At 74.9% G+C, this 17,247-nt stretch carries 14 protein-coding genes; 8 read left to right on the top strand and 6 right to left on the bottom strand.

What is annotated here, in order from left to right; all coding sequences use genetic code 11:
- The 3 genes from ACFVUY_RS42770 to ACFVUY_RS42760 form a co-directional block, all read left to right on the top strand.
- Window positions 1-354 (top strand): electron transfer flavoprotein subunit alpha/FixB family protein (locus ACFVUY_RS42770; RefSeq protein ID WP_387737314.1); only part of this gene is annotated, 354 nt, incomplete at its 5' end.
- Window positions 355-657: 303 nt separating this feature from the next.
- Window positions 658-2,079 carry an acyl-CoA synthetase gene (locus ACFVUY_RS42765; protein WP_387737313.1) on the top strand — a complete coding sequence of 474 codons (1,422 nt, stop codon included), beginning with the start codon at window positions 658-660 and terminating at the stop codon, window positions 2,077-2,079.
- A gap of 299 nt (window positions 2,080-2,378) precedes the next feature.
- Complete coding sequence (locus ACFVUY_RS42760) at window positions 2,379-3,248, top strand: C40 family peptidase (RefSeq protein ID WP_387694405.1); 870 nt, start codon at window positions 2,379-2,381, stop codon at window positions 3,246-3,248.
- Here the strand turns inward: ACFVUY_RS42760 and ACFVUY_RS42755 are convergent.
- Entirely contained in the window at window positions 3,232-4,257 is a 1,026-nt protein-coding gene (locus ACFVUY_RS42755; RefSeq protein ID WP_387737312.1) for a PfkB family carbohydrate kinase, read from the bottom strand. The genes ACFVUY_RS42760 and ACFVUY_RS42755 overlap by 17 nt on opposite strands.
- A 431-nt stretch (window positions 4,258-4,688) precedes the next feature.
- On the opposite strand from ACFVUY_RS42755, the gene ACFVUY_RS42750 reads away from it, so the two are divergent.
- Together ACFVUY_RS42750 and ACFVUY_RS42745 are read left to right on the top strand one after the other, a co-directional pair.
- On the top strand, window positions 4,689-5,756 hold the full coding sequence (locus ACFVUY_RS42750) for an NUDIX domain-containing protein (RefSeq protein WP_387737311.1): 1,068 nt from the start codon (window positions 4,689-4,691) through the stop codon (window positions 5,754-5,756).
- 160 nt (window positions 5,757-5,916) lie between these two features.
- Window positions 5,917-6,831, top strand: a complete 915-nt coding sequence (locus tag ACFVUY_RS42745; protein WP_387737310.1) for a DUF4184 family protein — start codon at window positions 5,917-5,919, stop codon at window positions 6,829-6,831.
- On the opposite strand, the gene ACFVUY_RS42740 is transcribed toward ACFVUY_RS42745, so the two are convergent.
- Window positions 6,807-8,171: a dipeptidase gene (locus tag ACFVUY_RS42740; protein WP_387737309.1), complete on the bottom strand. Its 1,365-nt coding sequence runs from the start codon at window positions 8,169-8,171 to the stop codon at window positions 6,807-6,809. The genes ACFVUY_RS42745 and ACFVUY_RS42740 overlap by 25 nt on opposite strands.
- Before the next feature lie 176 nt (window positions 8,172-8,347).
- Between ACFVUY_RS42740 and ACFVUY_RS42735 the strand changes: the two genes are divergently transcribed.
- Window positions 8,348-9,604, top strand: a complete 1,257-nt coding sequence (locus tag ACFVUY_RS42735; RefSeq protein ID WP_387694410.1) for a geranylgeranyl reductase family protein — start codon at window positions 8,348-8,350, stop codon at window positions 9,602-9,604.
- Between the two features lie 165 nt (window positions 9,605-9,769).
- Here ACFVUY_RS42735 and ACFVUY_RS42730 read toward each other — a convergent pair whose 3' ends face one another.
- Together ACFVUY_RS42730 and ACFVUY_RS42725 are read right to left on the bottom strand one after the other, a co-directional pair.
- Window positions 9,770-12,073 carry a glycosyl hydrolase family 18 protein gene (locus tag ACFVUY_RS42730; RefSeq protein ID WP_387737308.1) on the bottom strand — a complete coding sequence of 768 codons (2,304 nt, stop codon included), beginning with the start codon at window positions 12,071-12,073 and terminating at the stop codon, window positions 9,770-9,772.
- Between the two features lie 183 nt (window positions 12,074-12,256).
- Window positions 12,257-13,246: an ArsR/SmtB family transcription factor gene (locus ACFVUY_RS42725; protein ID WP_387737307.1), complete on the bottom strand. Its 990-nt coding sequence runs from the start codon at window positions 13,244-13,246 to the stop codon at window positions 12,257-12,259.
- A gap of 105 nt (window positions 13,247-13,351) precedes the next feature.
- Here ACFVUY_RS42725 and ACFVUY_RS42720 point away from each other — a divergent pair, with 105 nt between their 5' ends.
- Complete coding sequence (locus tag ACFVUY_RS42720) at window positions 13,352-14,770, top strand: MFS transporter (RefSeq protein ID WP_387737306.1); 1,419 nt, start codon at window positions 13,352-13,354, stop codon at window positions 14,768-14,770.
- A 21-nt stretch (window positions 14,771-14,791) separates the two neighbouring features.
- On the opposite strand, the gene ACFVUY_RS42715 is transcribed toward ACFVUY_RS42720, so the two are convergent.
- A complete protein-coding gene (locus ACFVUY_RS42715; protein WP_387694414.1) occupies window positions 14,792-15,196 on the bottom strand; it encodes a RidA family protein in 405 nt (134 codons plus the stop codon).
- 63 nt (window positions 15,197-15,259) lie between these two features.
- Window positions 15,260-16,102: an ATP-grasp domain-containing protein gene (locus tag ACFVUY_RS42710; RefSeq protein WP_387737305.1), complete on the bottom strand. Its 843-nt coding sequence runs from the start codon at window positions 16,100-16,102 to the stop codon at window positions 15,260-15,262.
- Between the two features lie 238 nt (window positions 16,103-16,340).
- On the opposite strand from ACFVUY_RS42710, the gene ACFVUY_RS42705 reads away from it, so the two are divergent.
- On the top strand, window positions 16,341-17,114 hold the full coding sequence (locus tag ACFVUY_RS42705; RefSeq protein ID WP_380353113.1) for an enoyl-CoA hydratase family protein: 774 nt from the start codon (window positions 16,341-16,343) through the stop codon (window positions 17,112-17,114).
- Window positions 17,115-17,247 lie beyond the last annotated feature (133 nt).

Raw genomic sequence — 17,247 nt, 5'->3', positions numbered from 1 at the left:
GTCTCCGGCGGCCGCGGCGTCGGTGCCGCCGAGGGCTTCGGCGTGGTCGAGGAGCTCGCGGACGCGCTGGGCGCGGCCGTCGGCGCCTCGCGCGCGGCCGTGGACGCCGGCTGGTACCCGCACAGCAGCCAGGTCGGCCAGACCGGCAAGCAGGTCTCCCCGCAGCTCTACATCGCGGCGGGCATCTCCGGCGCGATCCAGCACCGGGCCGGCATGCAGACCTCGAAGACCATCGTGGCCGTCAACAAGGACCCCGAGGCCCCGATCTTCGAACTGGTCGACTACGGCGTGGTCGGCGACCTCTTCCAGGTGCTGCCGCAGCTCACCGCCGAGGTGAAGGCCCGCAAGGCCTGATCCCCGGACGACAGCGGAGGGCGTGGCGCCGAGTGGTACTCGGTGCCGCGCCCTCCGTCGTTCTCCCTCCTTCTCCCTCGTTCTCCGGCAGCACCCCGGGCGCGCCGCCGCCCCGCCCGCCGCTCCCTCGGCCCAGCCCCACCGCGCCTGAATGCCGGCCCCGCCCGTCGTCCCCGGAGCGCGGAGCGCGGGGCGGCGGCCCGTAGAGTCGGCGCCGGCGCGTGACGCGGAGGCGGACGCGCCGGTCGAGCGCGTGGCGCACGGGCGCGGCGCGGTGGTGCGGGACGAGGCGAGGACGGTGGCATGGCACTGCTGACGGCACTTCAGGGCGGTTTCGGCGACGGGGCGGAGGCGCTGCGGATCGACGGCCGGGCACTCTCCCGGGAGGACCTGCTGGGCGCGGCGACCGCCGTCGCCGACCGGGTGGCCGGCGCCCCGGCGCTCGCGGTGCTCGCCCGGCCCACCGTCGAGACCGTCACCGCCGTGGTCGGCGGCCTGCTGGCGGGCGTCCCGGTGGTGCCGCTGCCGCCCGACTCGGGACCCAAGGAGCGCGAGCACATCCTGCGGGACTCCGGCGCGGCGCTGCTCGCGCACGCCGTCGGGGAGACGCTGCCGCAGGGCACCTCGGTGGCGGGGCTGCCGGTCGACCCCGAGCAGCGCTCCGCCACCACCTACGCCGAGCCGGACGCCGCGTCGACCGGTTTCGTGCTCTACACCTCGGGCACCACCGGCGCGCCCAAGGGCGCGGTGATCCGGCGCGAGGCGATCGCCGCCGACCTGGACGCCCTCGCCGCCGCCTGGCAGTGGACCGCCGAGGACACCCTCGTGCACGGCCTGCCGCTGTTCCACGTGCACGGGCTGCTGCTCGGCGTGCTCGGCGCCCTGCGCACCGGAAGCGGCCTGGTGCACACCGGGCGGCCCACCCCGGCGGGGTACGCGGCGGCCGGCGGCAGCCTGTACTTCGGCGTGCCCACCGTCTGGTCCCGGGTGGCGGCTGATCCGGACGCGGCGGGCCGGCTCGCCGCGGCCCGGCTGCTGGTCTCCGGCAGCGCGCCGCTGCCCGTCCCGGTGTTCGAGAAGCTGGCGGCGCTCACCGGGCACGCCCCGATCGAGCGGTACGGGATGACCGAGTCGCTGATCACCGTCAGCACCCGGGCGGACGGCGAGCGGCGCCCCGGCAGCGTCGGGCTGCCGGTGGACGGGGTCCGCACCCGGCTGGTCGGCGAGGACGGCGCGCCGGTGCCCCGGGACGGGGAGAGCGTCGGCGAACTCCAGATCAGCGGCCCGACGCTGTTCAGCGGTTACCTCAACCGGCCGGACGCGGACGCCGAGGCGTGGACGGCGGACGGCTGGTTCCGCACCGGTGACGTCGCGGTGATCGGGGCGGACGGCTTCCACCGGATCGTCGGCCGCGCCTCGGTGGACCTGATCAAGAGCGGTGGCTACCGGATCGGCGCCGGCGAGGTGGAGGCCGCGCTGCGCGACCACCCTGCGGTCGCCGACGCGGCGGTGGTCGGCGTGCCGGACGAGGACCTCGGGCAGGCGATCGTCGCGTACGTCATTCCGGACGGCGCCGTGACGGGGGACCAGCTGACGGCCTTCGTGGCGGAGCGGCTCTCGGTGCACAAGCGGCCGCGCCGGGTCGTCCTGGTGCCCGAACTGCCCAGGAACGCGCTGGGAAAGGTGCTGAAGAAGCAGCTGCTGGCGGAGGCCGGCGGCCGCTGACGAGGGGGGTGGCGGACGCCCTCTCGGATGACGGCCGTTCACCCTGATGCGCCGTCGGTGCTCACCACCGGTGACCCTTCCATTGGCGCACTCCACTGCGCGCAGTGAGCGGACGCGTGCCTAACGTGACACGCAGGCAGAACCGAATCCCCGGGCGACACGCCGCGGCTTCCGGTCGCAGGACCGGAAGCCGCGGCGTGTCGGGCGGGGACCCTGCCGACAAGCACGGCCAGTCCTGGCCGGTCACAGCAATCCGCTGCAGTCCGCAGCGATCCGCAGCAGTGAAGGAAGTCAGCACGATGACCACCGTCAACACCGGCGCGCCGGCGGCCGCCGGCGAACCGACCGGGCAGCAGCCCGCCGCCACCGTCCGTACCTCCCGCCCGTCCCGCACCGCGCGACTCCGTCGGGGGATAGCCATGGTGGCCGTGGTCGCGACCGGGGCGGGCGTGATCGGCCTCGGCACCGGCGCCGGCACCGCGGCCGCCGAGCCCGCCCCGGCGCACGCCGGGTGGGACGGCTCCAGGTACTGGTTCAAGAACAGCCAGGGGCAGTGGCGCTGGACCTCGCACTACAGCGTGTACGCGGCCCGCACCGGGGGTGGCTCCGCGTCCGCCGCCAAGGCCACGAGCAGGCCCTCCGGTGGGATCCGGGAGGGCTGGGACGGCTCCCGCTACTGGTTCCGCAACAGCAAGGGCGAGTGGCGTTGGACCTCGCACTACGACATCTACCTGGACCGCACCGGCGGCGGCTCCTCGTCGGACTCCGCGGGCTCGGGCCACTACAACGACTCGGTCGCCGAGGACCGGGACGTCGAGACCGCCGTGCAGTTCGCCCTCGCCCAGTTGGGCGTACCGTTCCGCACGGCCGGCAACGGGCCGGACGGCTACGACTGCTCGGGCCTGGTGCAGCAGTCCTTCCGACGCGGCGGCATCGACCTGCCGCGCGTGGCCAACGACCAGTACGCGGCGACCACGCCGATCGGGGCGAGCCAGTTGCGCCGCGGTGACCTGCTGTTCTGGGCGCCGGACGGGACCGCCCGGGGCATCCAGCACGTGGCGATCTACCTGGGCGACAACAGGTATGTCGAGGCCGCGCGGCCCGGGACCAACATCCGGGTCTCGGGGATCAGCAGCGGCTACTACCCAGCGTTCATGGGGCGCCCGTAGCGGGGCTGGACGCCGGCCCGTCGGGGGTGCCGGGTCCGCCCGGTGCCCCCGACGGGCGCTGCGCGGGCGGGTCCCGGTGCTCGCCGACGCGTGGTCGGAGGTCCGTCGGGCGGGGCAGGGCGCCGCGGGCGCCGAGGCCGGTGACGGCGAAGGCCCCGGCGGCGACGGCGGTGGCGGCCGCCTCGGACAGCGTGGCGCCGCGGGCGAGCGCGGCGGCCAGGGCGCCGCAGAAGGCGTCGCCGGCGCCGGTGGTGTCGACCACCCGGACGGCGGGGGCGGGCAGCCGGGCGGACGTTCCGTCCACGGCGACCAGCGCACCCTCGCCGCCGAGGGTGACCACGGCGCCCTCGGCGCGTTCGGCCAGGACCCGGGCGGCCTCGGCGACGTCGACGGCGCCGGTGAGCTGGCGGGCCTCGACGGCGTTCGCGACGACCAGCGGGCGGCGTCCGGAGGGGCCGGCCTCCGGCAGGGACCCTGCGGGGGCGGTGTTGTGCAGCCAGCGGGTGCCGCCCGAGGGGCCCGCGGCGGGGAGGGCGGCGGCGGCCGCCCGGATGCATTCCGCGGGGACCTCGTTGCTGGTCAGGACGACGTCGACGGGGAGCAGGCGCAGGCGGGTGAGCGCGGCGGTGACCTCCTCCGGGGTGAGGTGGGCATTGGCGCCGGGCACGACGACGATGCTGTTCTCGCCGGACGGGTCGACCATGACGATCGCCTGACCGGTGGGCGCGTCCGGGTGGGTGAGCACGGCGCCCGTCTCGACCTGCGCGCCCCGCAGATCGGCGAGCGCCGCCTCGCCCTCGGCGTCCCGCCCGACCTTGGCGACCAGGTGCGTCGCCGCCCCCAGCCGGGCCGCGGCCACCGCCTGGTTGGCCCCCTTGCCGCCGAAGCCCCGGGCGGCGCCGGTGGCGAGGACGGTCTCGCCGGGAGACGGGAGTACGGGGCAGCGGAGGATGCGGTCGGTGTTGACCGAGCCGATGACGACGACCCGACCGGCGGGAAGCAGCTTCATCGTTCCTCTGTACGCGGCAGGGCGCGGGTGGCGCAAGGAGGCGGGCGGTGACGGGCGAGCGCGGGGCGGGCACGGTGTGAGCACAGGGCGGGCACGGGGCGTGCACGCGGGAGCGCGAGGGTGCACGGGTTGGGGCGTGCGGAGCGTACGAGCGGGGCGTGCGCGGCAGGTCGACCCATCGGGCGCCCTGTGCTCCCGCCGTGGTGAAGGGGTGCAATTTTGATGTAGACCGGTCTGCATATTTCCGTCCACGGGCTCCTGACCTGGGCACATGCCGCTGTCACGGGGCAGATCGGGGCGTGGCGGCGGGCGCGCCGGAGAGGTATGGGGAGCGGCATGGCGCGGGTACCACCACGGGTGGCGCCGGTTCGACCGACGGGGGCGCTGCCCGGTGCGAACGGCACCGGGGGAAGTCGAGGGCAGGGGACGTTGTGATCGTCTGGGTCAATGGCACATTCGGGGCGGGCAAGACGAGCGCCTGCCGCGAGCTGGTGGAACTGCTGCCCGGGAGCGTGCTCTTCGATCCCGAGCTGGTGGGCTTCGGCCTGCGCCGGATGCTCCCAGCCGACCGGTTGGCGACGGTGTCCGACTTCCAGGACCTGGCGGCCTGGCGCCGGCTGGTCCCCGAGACGGCGGCGGCGCTGCTCGGTGAGGTCGGGGGCCCGCTGGTGGTCCCGATGACCCTGCTCAGGGAGGACTACCGGGACGAGATCTTCGGCGATCTGGCCTCGCACGGGATCACGGTGCACCACGTCGTGCTGGACCCTGAAGAAACGATCCTGCGCGACCGCATAGCCCACCGCGAGGAGTGCCCGGGCGATCCGCAGGGCAGCGAGCGGGTCCGCACCTGGTGCCTCGAACACCTGCCCCACTACCGCGCCGCCCGCCGCTGGCTGGTCGGGGACGCCCGGATGATCGACACCAGCGAGCTCTCCCCCCGGGAGACCGCGCACCGGATCGCCGAGCTGGTCCGGGTCGGCGCCGCCCGCTGTCCGATCGTCCAGACCCCGGACCCGACCGGGGACACCGTGGCCTCCGCCGTGCTGTTCTTCGACGAGCAGGACCGTGTGCTGCTGGTCGACCCGGTCTACAAGCCCGACTGGGACTTCCCCGGCGGCGTGGTCGAGCGCGGCGAGGCCCCCACCGACGCCGCCCTGCGCGAGACCGCCGAGGAGCTGGGCCTGCGCCTGGACCCGTCCACGCTGCGCCTGCTCGCCGTCGACTGGGAGCCGCGCACCGGCCCCCGCCGCGGCGGCCTGCGGCTGATGTACGACGGCGGCCTGCTGGACGAGGAGGGCCGGCAGCACCTGCTGCTCCAGCAGGAGGAGCTGCGCAGCTGGCGATTCGTCACCCTGGACGAGGCCGGCGAGCTGCTGCCGCCGGGGCGCTACCGGCGGCTGGCGGCCGCGCTGGACGCGCGGCGGAGCGGCGAGCTGCGGTACCTGGAGGCGGGGAGCCGGGTGGCCGTCGGGCTGGCGAGCACGGCGGACGCGGCGTAGGGCCGGTAGGGCGGCGGGGCGCGGCGGCCGGTCGGCGGGGCCGGTCGGGGCAGGGGCAGGGGCGGCGGGCGGGGCGGGAGGCCGGCGTGGTGGCCCGTGGAACCCCATCCGGTGCACCTCCGGTGCGCCGTGCCGCGGTGGCGGGCGGGAGGATGGGGGCATGCCGTTCACGCTGAGCCATCCCGCCGCCGTCCTGCCCCTGCTGCGTGCCGCCGGCGCGCGCGGGCCCCTGGTGGCCTCGGCGCTCGTCGCCGGGTCGATGGCGCCGGACGTGCCGTTCTTCGCCGAGTCCCTGCTGCCCGGGGTGTACGGCCACGGCGGGCTGACGCACCGCTGGTGGGCGGTGCCGACGCTGGACGTGGCGGTCGCCGGCGCACTGGTGGCCGGCTGGCACGGGCTGCTGCGCGGGCCGGTGGTGGCGCTGCTGCCCGAGCGCTGGGCGGGCGGCGCCGAGGCACTGACCGCCCGACGGGCTGCGGACACCCAGGACCCCGGGGACACCCGGGACTCCGGGGACACCCGGGACTCCGGGGACACCCAGGGCCCCGCAGGCGTCGGGGCGGTCGGTGGCGCGGCGTGGTTCGCGGCCTCGGCGGCGATCGGCGCGGCCACCCACGTCGGCTGGGACGCGTTCACCCACGGGGGCCGGCTGGGGGTGCGGCTGCTGCCCGTACTGGACCGGCCGGTGGCCGGGGTACCGCTGTACCAGGCGGTGCAGTACGGCAGTTCGGCGCTCGCCCTGGCAGCGCTGGGCGGCTGGGCGGTGCGTGCGGTGCGGGCCGTGGAGCCGGTGCGGCCGGCCGTGCGGCTCGCGCCCAGGACCCGGCGCGCGGCCGTCGCGCTGCTGGGCGCGGCGACGGCCGCCGGGGTGGTGCACCGGCTGAGCCCACTGCGGCGGAACCTGGTGCCGGAGGTCTGCTTCGGCGCCGGGGCCGGGCTCGCGGCGGGCGCGGTCGGGTACGCGGCGGTGCTGGCGGCCGCCCGCCGACTGCGCGGCGGACGGCCGGACGCCGTCGGGCGGGCTCCCCGAGGCGCCGCCCCGAAGGTCCGTCAGACGGAGCGCAGTTCGGCGTAGCGGCGGAGGAACAGCGCCTCGGTGAGGGCCATCCGCTCCAGCTCCTGCGGGTCGACGCTCTCGTTGACCGCGTGGATCTGGGTGGTCGGCTCCTCGACGCCGATCAGCACGATCTCGGCCTGCGGGTAGAGCGAGCGCAGGGTGTTGCAGAGCGGGATCGAGCCGCCCTCGCCGGAGGTGACCATCGGGGTGCCGAAGGCCTCGGCCATCGCCTCGCCCATCGCCTCGTACGCCGGGCCGCCGGTGTCGGCGCGGAACGGCGCGCCGTTGCCCTGGCGCTCGACGGTGAGCCGGGCGCCGAGCGGGACCTGCGCCTCCAGGTGGGCGACCAGCGTGTCCTGGGCGGCGTGCGGGTCCGAGCCCGGCGCGACGCGCAGGCTGATCAGGGCCTTGGCGGTGGCCTGGACGGAGGAGGTGGCGCCGATCACCGGCGGGGCGTCGATGCCGAGGACGGTGACGGCCGGGCGGGCCCAGAGGCGGTCCGCGATGGTGCCGGTGCCGGTCAGGGCGACGCCGTCGAGCACCTTGGCGTCGGCGCGGAACTGCTCCTCCGGGTACTGCACGCCGGACCAGGTCTGGTCGGCGGTCAGGCCGGCCACCGCGACGTCGCCGTTCTCGTCGTGCAGCGAGGCCAGTATCCGGACCAGGGACTGGAGGGCGTCCGGGGCGGCGCCGCCGAAGGCACCGGAGTGCAGGTTGCCGGCCAGCGTGGTGACCGTGGCCTCGACGACCGTCATGCCGCGCAGCGAGGCGGTCACGGTGGGCAGGCCGGGGGCGAAGTTGCCGGTGTCGCCGATGACGATGGCGTCGGCGGTGAGCAGCTCGGGGTGGGCCTCGGCGTAGCGCTCCAGGCCGCCGGTGCCCTGCTCCTCGGAGCCCTCGACGATGATCTTCAGACCGACCGGGTAGGCGTCGCCGTGGACCTGACGCAGCGCCCGCAGGGCGGTCAGGTGCATCAGGATGTTGCCCTTGCAGTCGGCGGCGCCGCGCCCGTACCAGCGGCCGTCGCGCTCGGTCAGCTCGAAGGCGGGGCTGAGCCAGGCGTCCTCGTCCAGCGGGGGCTGGACGTCGTAGTGGGAGTAGAGCAGGACGGTCGGCGCGCCCTCGGGGCCGGGCAGCTCGCCGTAGACGGACTGGGTGCCGTCCGGGGTGTCCAGCAGCCGGATGCCGGTCAGACCCTCGGCGGCGAAGGCCTCGGCGACCCAGTGCGCGGCCTTCTCGCACTCCTCGACCGGGAACTGGCGCGGGTCGGCGACCGAGGGGAAGGCGACCAGCTCGGCGAGGTCGGTGCGGGCACGGTCCATCAGGGACCGGACGGCGTCGGCCAGGGGCTGTGACATCGGGGCTCCGAGGAGACGGTCCGCCCTGGGGTGGAGCGGGCGGAGGAGGTGGTTTGCGGTAGTGCCGATCATAGGCGGGCGGAACGGGGAGTTCCGAGGGTGCGGGGTGAGCGGGTGGCGCCGGTGCGGGGGCGGCGCGCTCGCCGGACGGGGCCGGACGCATAGGATTGCTCGACGTGACTGACTCCGGAAGCTCCGATTCCCGCAGCCCGCTCGACAGCCCGGCCGAGAACGGTCCGACCGACGACGCGGCCGCGCCGCTGGACGGCGTCTGGGACGTCGTGGTGGTCGGCGCCGGACCGGCGGGCTCCTCGGCCGCGCACGCCGCCGCGGCTCAGGGCCGCCGGGTGCTGCTGCTCGACAAGGCCGAACACCCCCGGTACAAGACCTGCGGCGGAGGCATCATCGGCCCCTCCCGGGACAGCCTGCCGCCGGACTTCCGGCTGCCGCTGCAGGACCGGGTGCACGCCGTCACCTTCGCCTACGACGGCAGGTACACCCGCACACGGCGGTCCAAGCGGATGCTGTTCGGCTTGGTCAACCGTGACGAGTTCGACCTGCGCCTGGTGCAGGCGGCCAAGCAGGCCGGGGCGGTGCTGGTCACCGGAGTGACCGTCACCGGCGTCGAGCAGCGCGGCGGCGAGCACCGGACGGCGCTGGTGACGGCGGCCGACGGGCGGACCTTCGAGGCCCGTGCGGTGGTCGGCGCGGACGGCAGCGCGAGCCGGATCGGCCGGCACGTCGGCGTGACCTTCGACCAGATCGACCTCGGCCTGGAGGCGGAGATCCCGGTGCCGGCGCAGGTCGCCGCCGACTGGGCGGGCCGGATCCACCTCGACTGGGGCCCGCTGCCCGGCAGTTACGGCTGGGTGTTCCCGAAGACCGAGACCAGCAGCCTGACCGTCGGTGTCATCTCGGCGCGCGGCGACGGCGAGCGGACCAAGCAGTACCTCGCCGACTACATCCGCCGGCTGGGCCTGTCCGGGTTCACCCCCCAGGTCGAGTCCGGGCACCTGACCCGCTGCCGGGCCGAGGACTCGCCGCTCTCCCGCGGCCGGGTGCTGGTCGCCGGGGACGCGGCCGGACTGCTGGAGCCGTGGACCCGCGAGGGCATCTCGTACGCGCTGCGCTCGGGCCGGCTGGCCGGCGAGTGGGCTGTGAAGGTCGCCGAGGCGGGCGACGCGGCGGCGGTGCGGCGCGAGGCGCTGAACTACGCGTTCGCGGTCAAGGCCGGGCTGGGCGTGGAGATGCGCGCGGGCAAGCAGCTGCTGGGCGCCTTCGAGCGGCGGCCGTACCTGTTCCACGCGGCGGTCTGCCTGGTGCCGGCGGCCTGGCGGGCCTTCGCCCGGACCACCCAGGGGCAGACCTCCTTCTCCCAGGTGCTGCGGCAGTACCGGGCCGCGCGGCGGCTGACGGCGATGGCCTCGCGGTAGCCCGGCCGTCGTGGCGCGGGGCCGGTGCTCCTCCCCGGTGCGGGGAGGAGCACCGGCCCCGTGCTGCCTGCGGCGCGGGCTGCGCGGGCCCGGGTCGCGGTGGGCGTGTACGTGGGCCCGGGCGGGGCCGGGCGTGTACGTGGGCCCGGGGCGGCCTCGGGCGGACTACTTGAGGCCGGTGTCCAGCGCGGACATCAGGGTGCCGGACGGGGTGTCGCCGGACATCTCCCAGATCATGCCGCCGAGCAGGTTCTTCGACTTGAGGTAGGCGGTCTTCTGCGCGATCGACCAGGCGTCGTCGAAGGTCCACCACTGGCCGCCGGCTCCCGTGTAGCCGTACGTCGCAATGGACTTGGGGTCGTGGTAGACCTTGAGGCCGGAGAGGCTGGTGATCAGGTTGTTGTACCCGCGGGTACCGGCCTCGTCGGAGAACTGGCCCGGTGCGGCGCCGTTCGCCGACTGCCAGGCGCCGTTCGCGCCGCCGTCCGCGACGCTCTGCCAGCCGCGCCCGTAGAACGGGAAGCCGATGGTCAGCTTGCGCGGGTTGACCCCGGCGTTCAGGTACGTCTGGACGGCCGTGTCCACGCTGAAGTGGGTGGTGTACGGGTCGTTCGGGTCCTGGTAGAGGTTGGAGGCGTGGCCGGTGCGGTTCGGCTCCCAGGAGTTGTCGCTGCCCGAGCCGTGGAAGTCGTAGCCCTGGACGTTGGCGATGTCCAGCGAGCCGAAGATCTTCGAGAGGTCCCAGCCGGCGGCGACCTTCGCCGGGTCGGCCGGGGTGAAGGCGGTGAGCAGCTTGTGCGAGCCGCCCAACGCGTCCAGCTGCTTGCGGAATTCGGCCAGCAGCAGGGTCAGGTTGCCCTTGTCGTTGGCGCTCCAGTGGTTGCCCGGGTGGCCGTCGCCGGAGCCGGGCCACTCCCAGTCGAGGTCGATGCCGTCGAAGATGCCGGCGGCCACGCCGTCGCCGCCGGCGCCGTTGTAGGCCGGCAGGTTGCCCTTGATCCAGGTGTCGATGCAGGACTTGACGAACTTCTGCCGGGACGCGTCGGTGGCGGCGGCGTCGGAGAAGTACTTGGAGTAGGTCCAGCCGCCGAGCGAGACGACCACCTTCAGGTTCGGGTACTTGGCCTTGAGCTTCTTCAACTGGTTGAGGTTGCCGCGGAGTTTGCCCCAGCCGTCGTCGGCCACGCCGTCCACCGACTGGTCGGCGCTCATCGCCCGGCCGTAGTCCGCGTCGGCGTCACCGGCGCCGGTGCCCTGGTCGGGGTCCTCCGGGTTGCCGCTGGTGCCCTTGGTGACGCCCGCCATGCAGGTCAGGTTGACCGGATCGATGTTCTCGAAGGCGTAGTTGATGACGTCGAGCTTGGCGGCGGCGCCCGAGGTGTCCAGGTTCTTGACGAAGTACTGGCGGCCGTAGATGCCCCACTGGACGAAGTAGCCGACCCGGGCGTACTTTCCGGCGCCGACCAGGTCCGAGGTGGTCACGGAGAGCGGGGCGGACGCGGGTGAGGCGTTGTCGGCGGGGTCCCGGGCCTTCACGGTGAACGTGTAGGCGGTGGACGGCGACAGGCTGCCGACGGTCGCGCCGAGCGTGCTGCCGGTGACCGTGGCCGCCAGGGTGCTGCCCTGGTAGACGTCGTACGCGGCGACCCGGACGTTGTCGGTGGCGGCGTTCCAGGCGAGCTTCACGTCCGTCGAACCGACCGCCGTGGCCCGGAGGTTGGTCGGTGCGGTGGGCGGCGAGGTGTCGGTGGACGGGTCGAAGGTGGACGCGGTGACGGACGGGCTGAGCGGGCCGGTGTTGCCGCGGCTGTCCTTGGCCCGGACGGTCAGGGTGTACGAGGTGGCCGGGGTCAGGCCGGTGACCAGGACGCCGGTGGACGGGCCGGAGGCGAGCACGGTGCCGCCGCTCAGTACGTCGTAGCCGACGACCGGGAAGTCCCCGCCGGTGGCGGCCGGCCAGCTCAGCGCGACGGTGTGTGCGGTGGACTCGGTCACCGTCGGGGTGCCCGGCGCGGACGGCGGGACGTCCGCGGAGCCGTCGCACTTGTCGCCGTTGATGCGGCAGTTGAGCGGGGTGGAGACCGGCCCGTTGCCCACGAACCAGAAGCTGTACGGCTCGGTGGTGCTGTGGGCGTTGACGGTGGAGTTGTAGAACGCCGCCGTGGCGGTGACGTGCCGGCCGTTGACGGTGGCGGTGCCGTTGTAGCTGTTGCCGATGGTGACGCCGGCCGGGAGGTCGAACTCCAGGGTCCAGCCGCTCACCGCGGCGGCGTTGTCGTTGTGGACGATGTAGGTGCCCTGCCACCAGGAGCCGTTGTCGGCGGTGGTGAAGGTGGCGGTGAGCTTTCCGGCGGCGTTCGCCGGGGCGGCCAGCGCGGTGAGCGCGGCGAGGGGAAGGAGCAGGACGGAGAGCAGTGCCAGCAGTCTGCTGCGCACGCGCGGGCGCCCGGCCCGGGATCGAGCGGACATGGTTCTCCCTGTGGCTGTGGGGGTTGAACAGGGTGACGTAGAACCTTGGTTGATCCATTGATCCGTGTGCGATCGACGCCTGTGCCGTGGGGAGGCGAAGGCATGGGAACTGTAGGAGGACTGGACCAATGCGTCAACAGGTCTGTACCACTGACGGGCTCCCGGCCCCCGCCCCGGCCTCCGTCAGTTCGTTCCCGCCCCCGTCAGCTCGTCCCCGAGCGGGCTGCGCCGGTACAGCACCGAGCGGCCGTGCCGCGCCCGGGTGACCAGGCCGGTGGCGGCGAGGACGGAAAGGTGCTGGCTGACCGCGCCCGGGGTGACGCCGATGCGGAAGGCGAGGTCGGTCGTGGAGGCGGGCTCGGCGAGCAGCGCGAGCAGCCGGGCCTTCGGCGCGCCGACCAGCGCCGCCACGGCCTGCGGCGGCACCGGCGTGCCCCGGCCGGCCAGCCCGGCCTGCCCGCGTGCCGGGTAACTGATCTGCGGCGCACGGTCATTGCTGATCATCGTGATCGCGCCGCGGACGAAGAAGGTCGGACAGAGCACCAGGCCGCGCCCGTCCACGGGCGTCTCCACGTCCCCGTCCGTCCAGTTCCGGCTGATCGACAGGACGCCGTTCTCCCAGTGGAGCCGGTGGTCCAGGTCGGCGAAGAGGGCCGCCGCGCCGTGGTGGGCGAGCAGCCGGGCGCGGTAGACCAGGTCGGCCTCCAGAACGGCGCGGGCCTGCGGCCACCAGGTCGGGGCGAGGCACACCTCCCAGTACTCCTCCAGTGTGTCGGCGATCCGCGCCAACAGCCGTTCCGGGCGGGCGAGTCCGGCGGCGAGTGCGGCGGGCAGCGGTTGGCCGTGCGAGAGGAACGTCTGCTCCAGTTCGGCGCGCAACTGATCCGGGGGGAACGCCCGGACGGTCGCGATCTCGGAACGGAACTCGGGGGAGGGGGAGGTGGGGCGCGGCGTCAGGAAGTCGGGGACGAAGCGGTTCTCGGCGACGAGCGAGAGCAGAAGACGGGAGTCCAGCCGTTCGAAGGTGGGCCTGAGCTGCTCGAAGGCCCTGGTCTGGAGGTGGTAGACGCCCGGGTGGGTCCACATCCGCAGGCTGAGTGCCGCCTCGTGGATCGGGGAGACGGCGAACCAGGTGGTGGCGAGGTCGGCCAGGCGGAGCGTGAACCGGTGCACGGGGCATCCTTCTGCGGGGATCGGCCGGGGCGGGCGGTCCGGCTTAGGATTCAGCCAGAGCCTAAAGGAGTACTGGTCCGCTCCGGCGCGCGGTGGGATCCATGCATGACCACCTCGACGGCGGAGTCCTCCGCACCTTCCCCTGCCGTGCCCGAAGACCGGGCTGCGCCTGCGGCCCCCCGTGCCACCGGGGTCGCCGCCGCGCTGCGACGCCGGCTGCACCCCGACCCGACGGTCCGTCGGCTGGCGGGGATCACCCTGGTCAACACGGTGGGCAACGGCCTCTCCCTCTCCGTCGCGGTGCTGTTCTTCACCCGGGTGCTCGGCCTGAGCGCCGCCCAGCTGGGCCTCGGGATGACCGCCGCCGGCCTGTGCGGGGTCGTCGCGAGCGTGCCGGCCGGCCGGGCCGCCGACCGCTGGGGTGCGCGGCGGGTGCTGGTGGTGCTGGTGTCGGTGCAGGCGATCGGCACCGCCGGGTACGCGCTGGTGCACAGCTACCCGGCGTTCGTCGCGCTGGCCTGCCTGGTCTCCGCGGTCGACCGCGGCTCCGCCGCCACCCGGAACGCGCTCTACGCCGAGGTGCTGCCCGCCGACCGCCGGGTGGCGGGCCGGGCCCACCTGCGGGTGGTGACCAATGTCGGGATCTGCCTGGGAACGGCTGTCGGCGCGATCGCGCTCCAAGTGGACACCCGGCCGGTGTACCTGACGGCGATCCTGGCCGACGCCGCCTCCTTCGTGGCCGTCGCCGTGCTGTTCCACCGCCTCGACATCCCGCAGCGCCCGTCGGTGACCGGAGCGTCGGCGCCGTCCGAGCCGTCGGGGTCCGGGCTGGCAGCGTCGGAGCCGTCCGCGAAGACCGGAGTCGCGAACCCGTCGGACCCCTCGGGCCGGGGCGTCAAGCAGGGCCGGCGGCCGAACCCGGCGCTGCGGGACGGTCCGTTCCTGGCCGTGACGGTGCTGAACGCACTGCTCTGCCTGCAGTTCGCCGTCCTTGAAGTCGGCGTACCGCTCTGGATCGTCCAGGAGACCGACGCGCCGCGGATCACCGTCGCGGGCACCCTGATCGTCAACACCCTGCTGGTGATCACCCTGCAGGTGCGGGCCACCCGGGGCACCGAGGAGCGGACGGGGGCCGCCCGGGCCTGCGGGCGCGCCGGAGTGGTGCTGGCCGCCTCCTGCCTGGTCGTCTCGCTGGCGCACGGCCTGCCCGCGGTCGTCGCGGCCGTGGTGGTGCTCGGCGGGGTCGCGCTGCAGTCGCTCGGCGAGGTCGCCGCGCAGGCGGGCGGCTGGGCGCTCAGCTACGACCTCGCGGGCGAGCGCGATCACGGCGCCTACCAGGGCGTGTTCAACGCGGGGACGGCGGCGGCGCTGATGGCCGGTCCGGCGCTGGTCGGCGCCCTGGTCATCGGGTACGGCATGGTCGGCTGGGTCGTCCTGGGCGCGGTGCTGGCCGCGGCGGGGCTGGCGATGCGCCCCGCCGTCCGGTGGGCCGGGCGGCGGGAGGCGAGCCCCAGCGCGGTGTGAGACGCGACGGCCCCGGGCCGGCTACTCGGGGACGATCGCCATCGCCTCGATCTCCATCAGCACCTCGGGCTTGAACAGGGCGGCCACCTGCATCGCGGAGGAGGCCGGCAGCGGAAGGGAGCCGAAGTGCTCGTCGCGGGCCTCGCGGACGGCCGAGAGGTGGGCGATGTCCGTCATGAAGTAGGTGAGCTTCACGACGTGCTCGAACCCGGCCCCGGCGGCGGCCAGGCAACGCCGCAGGTTCTCGAAGACCTGCCGCGCCTGCGCCTTCGGATCGCCCTCGCCGACCAGGTTCCGCTGCTCGTCGAAGGCGACCTGGCCGGACACCTGGACCATCCGGCCGCTGCCGGTGACGACCTGGGTGTAGCCGGTACCGGGCGCGACTCCGGGGGGCTCGGTGATGTGGGTGAGGTGAGAGGTGGTCATGGCGCGGATCCTGATCCATGATCCGCCACAGCCGCAAGCCCCGGCCCCGACGGCCGACCGGCCTCAGCGCACCACCTCGGGCAGTTCGCGCAGGAACGGGCGGTCGGTGGAGGGGAGTTGGGCGGCCGGTCCGCCCGAGCGCAGCACCACGTCGAGGACGGCGTCCGGATCGGCGGCGTAACCACCGCCGGCCCACGCCGTGTTGGCCTCAACCACGGCCCAACGGCCCTCCTCCGTAAGCCCGACGTCCACCACGGCGGCACTGGGCAGCGGCGCGTCCGACGCCGACGCGGCCAGCACGTCGGCGGTGAAGGCGAGCACCTTGGCGGTTCCCCCGTCGGTTCCCCCGTCGGGTGCCCTGTCGGGTGCCCCGGCGGTCTCCAGCGGTGCGACGGACAGGTCACCGTCCACGGCGTAGCGGGAGCCGGCCCGCACCGCGCCGTCCAGGACGAACAGCCGGTACTCGACGCCGAACCGAACGACCTCGCTCACCAGCACCGGCGTGTCACCGTCCAGCAGTTCGGGCCCCGGCAGCGTCCCGCCGTCGGGGTGGACCCGGGCGGCGAACAGCTTGTCCACCGGCGGCTTGACGAAGGCCGGGCGGCGCAGCCGGCGCGCCTCGGCCAGGGTGCCGAAGGAGACCCGGCGTCCGGTCAGCGCGAGCGGCAGCCGGGTCAGCCAGTCGGCGGCGGGCTCCAGCAGGCCGAGGCCGAGCTCCCGTCCGACGGCGTCGCCGAACAGCGGTCCGCCATAGACGTGCACCGCCGAGCCGCGCAACCCGGGCGGCGCCTGCCAGGACGTCGCGGTGCACGCCCGCAGGCCGCGGCGTCCGGCGGCGGTGCGCAGCTGGAGGCCCGTCTCGTTGATGCGCGGCGCGAGCAGCAGGACGGGATCGGCGGTGGTCATGGCGACGATGCTGCCCCCGGTGCTGGGCCTGCCACCACCGGATTTCGGCGGGGAGGAGCGGCCGGGAGCCGGTAGCGCCCGGCCGGTCGGCTCCGGCCGAGGGGCGGGTGGGCTCTGGCCGAGGGGCGGGTGGTCATGCCAGAGTCGTGCCGCGTTGTCCGGGCACCTCCCGGACCGCACCCGCAGTTCCGACCCACCCGCAGTCCGACCCACCCTCAGCCGGAAAGCAGGCCCGCCGATGACCAGCGCAGCGCCCCTCGTCCACGTCAGCACCGCCGACGCCGTCACCACGCTCACCCTCGACTCGCCGCACAACCGCAACGCGCTCTCCACCCGGCTGATGGCCGAGCTGCACGCCGGGCTGGCCTCCGCCGCGGCCGACCCGGAGGTCCGCGCGGTGGTGCTCGGACACACCGGCAAGGTGTTCTGCGCGGGTGCCGACCTCTCCGAGGCGACCGGCGCGGACCCGACGGTCGGCCCGCGCGGCCTGGTCGAGCTCCAGCGGGCGATCGTGGACTGCGCGAAGCCGGTGATCGCCGTCATCGACGGGCACGTCCGGGCCGGCGGGCTCGGTCTGGTCGGCGCGGCCGACCTCGCCGTCGCCGGACCGGCCTCGACCTTCGCCTTCACCGAGGTGCGGCTCGGCCTCGCGCCCGCCGTCATCTCGCTGCCGCTGCGCCCGAAGCTGGAGCCGCGCGCCGCCTCCCGCTACTACCTCACCGGCGAGGTCTTCGACGCCGCCGAGGCCGCCCGGATCGGGCTGATCACCAGCGCCACCGACTCCGCCGAGTCCACCGGCGTGGTGCTGAAGGGCCTGCTGGACGCGCTGCGCCTGGGCTCCCCGCAGGGCCTGGCGGAGTCGAAGCGACTGGCCAACGCCGAGGTGGTGCGCTCCTTCGAGCGGGACTCGGACGAGCTGGTGGAGCTGTCGGCGCGGCTCTTCGGCTCGGAGGAGGCGCAGGAGGGGATGCGGTCGTTCCTGGAGAAGCGGCCCGCGCGCTGGGTGCGCTGACGGCGGGGTTCCCCGGGCGGCGGGGGCGCCGGGGGGCGGGGGGGGGGCGCCCCCCCCCCCCCCCCCCCCCCCCCCCCCCCCCCCCCCCCCCCCCCCCCCCCCCCCCCCCCCCCCCCCAAACCCCCGACACCAC

Source organism: Kitasatospora sp. NPDC058063 (assembly GCF_042885395.1).
GTDB classification, from domain to species: domain Bacteria; phylum Actinomycetota; class Actinomycetes; order Streptomycetales; family Streptomycetaceae; genus Kitasatospora; species Kitasatospora lactacystinica.
The sequence above is the reverse complement of the archived record's forward strand: the minus strand, read 5'-3'. Positions and strand labels throughout refer to the sequence as shown.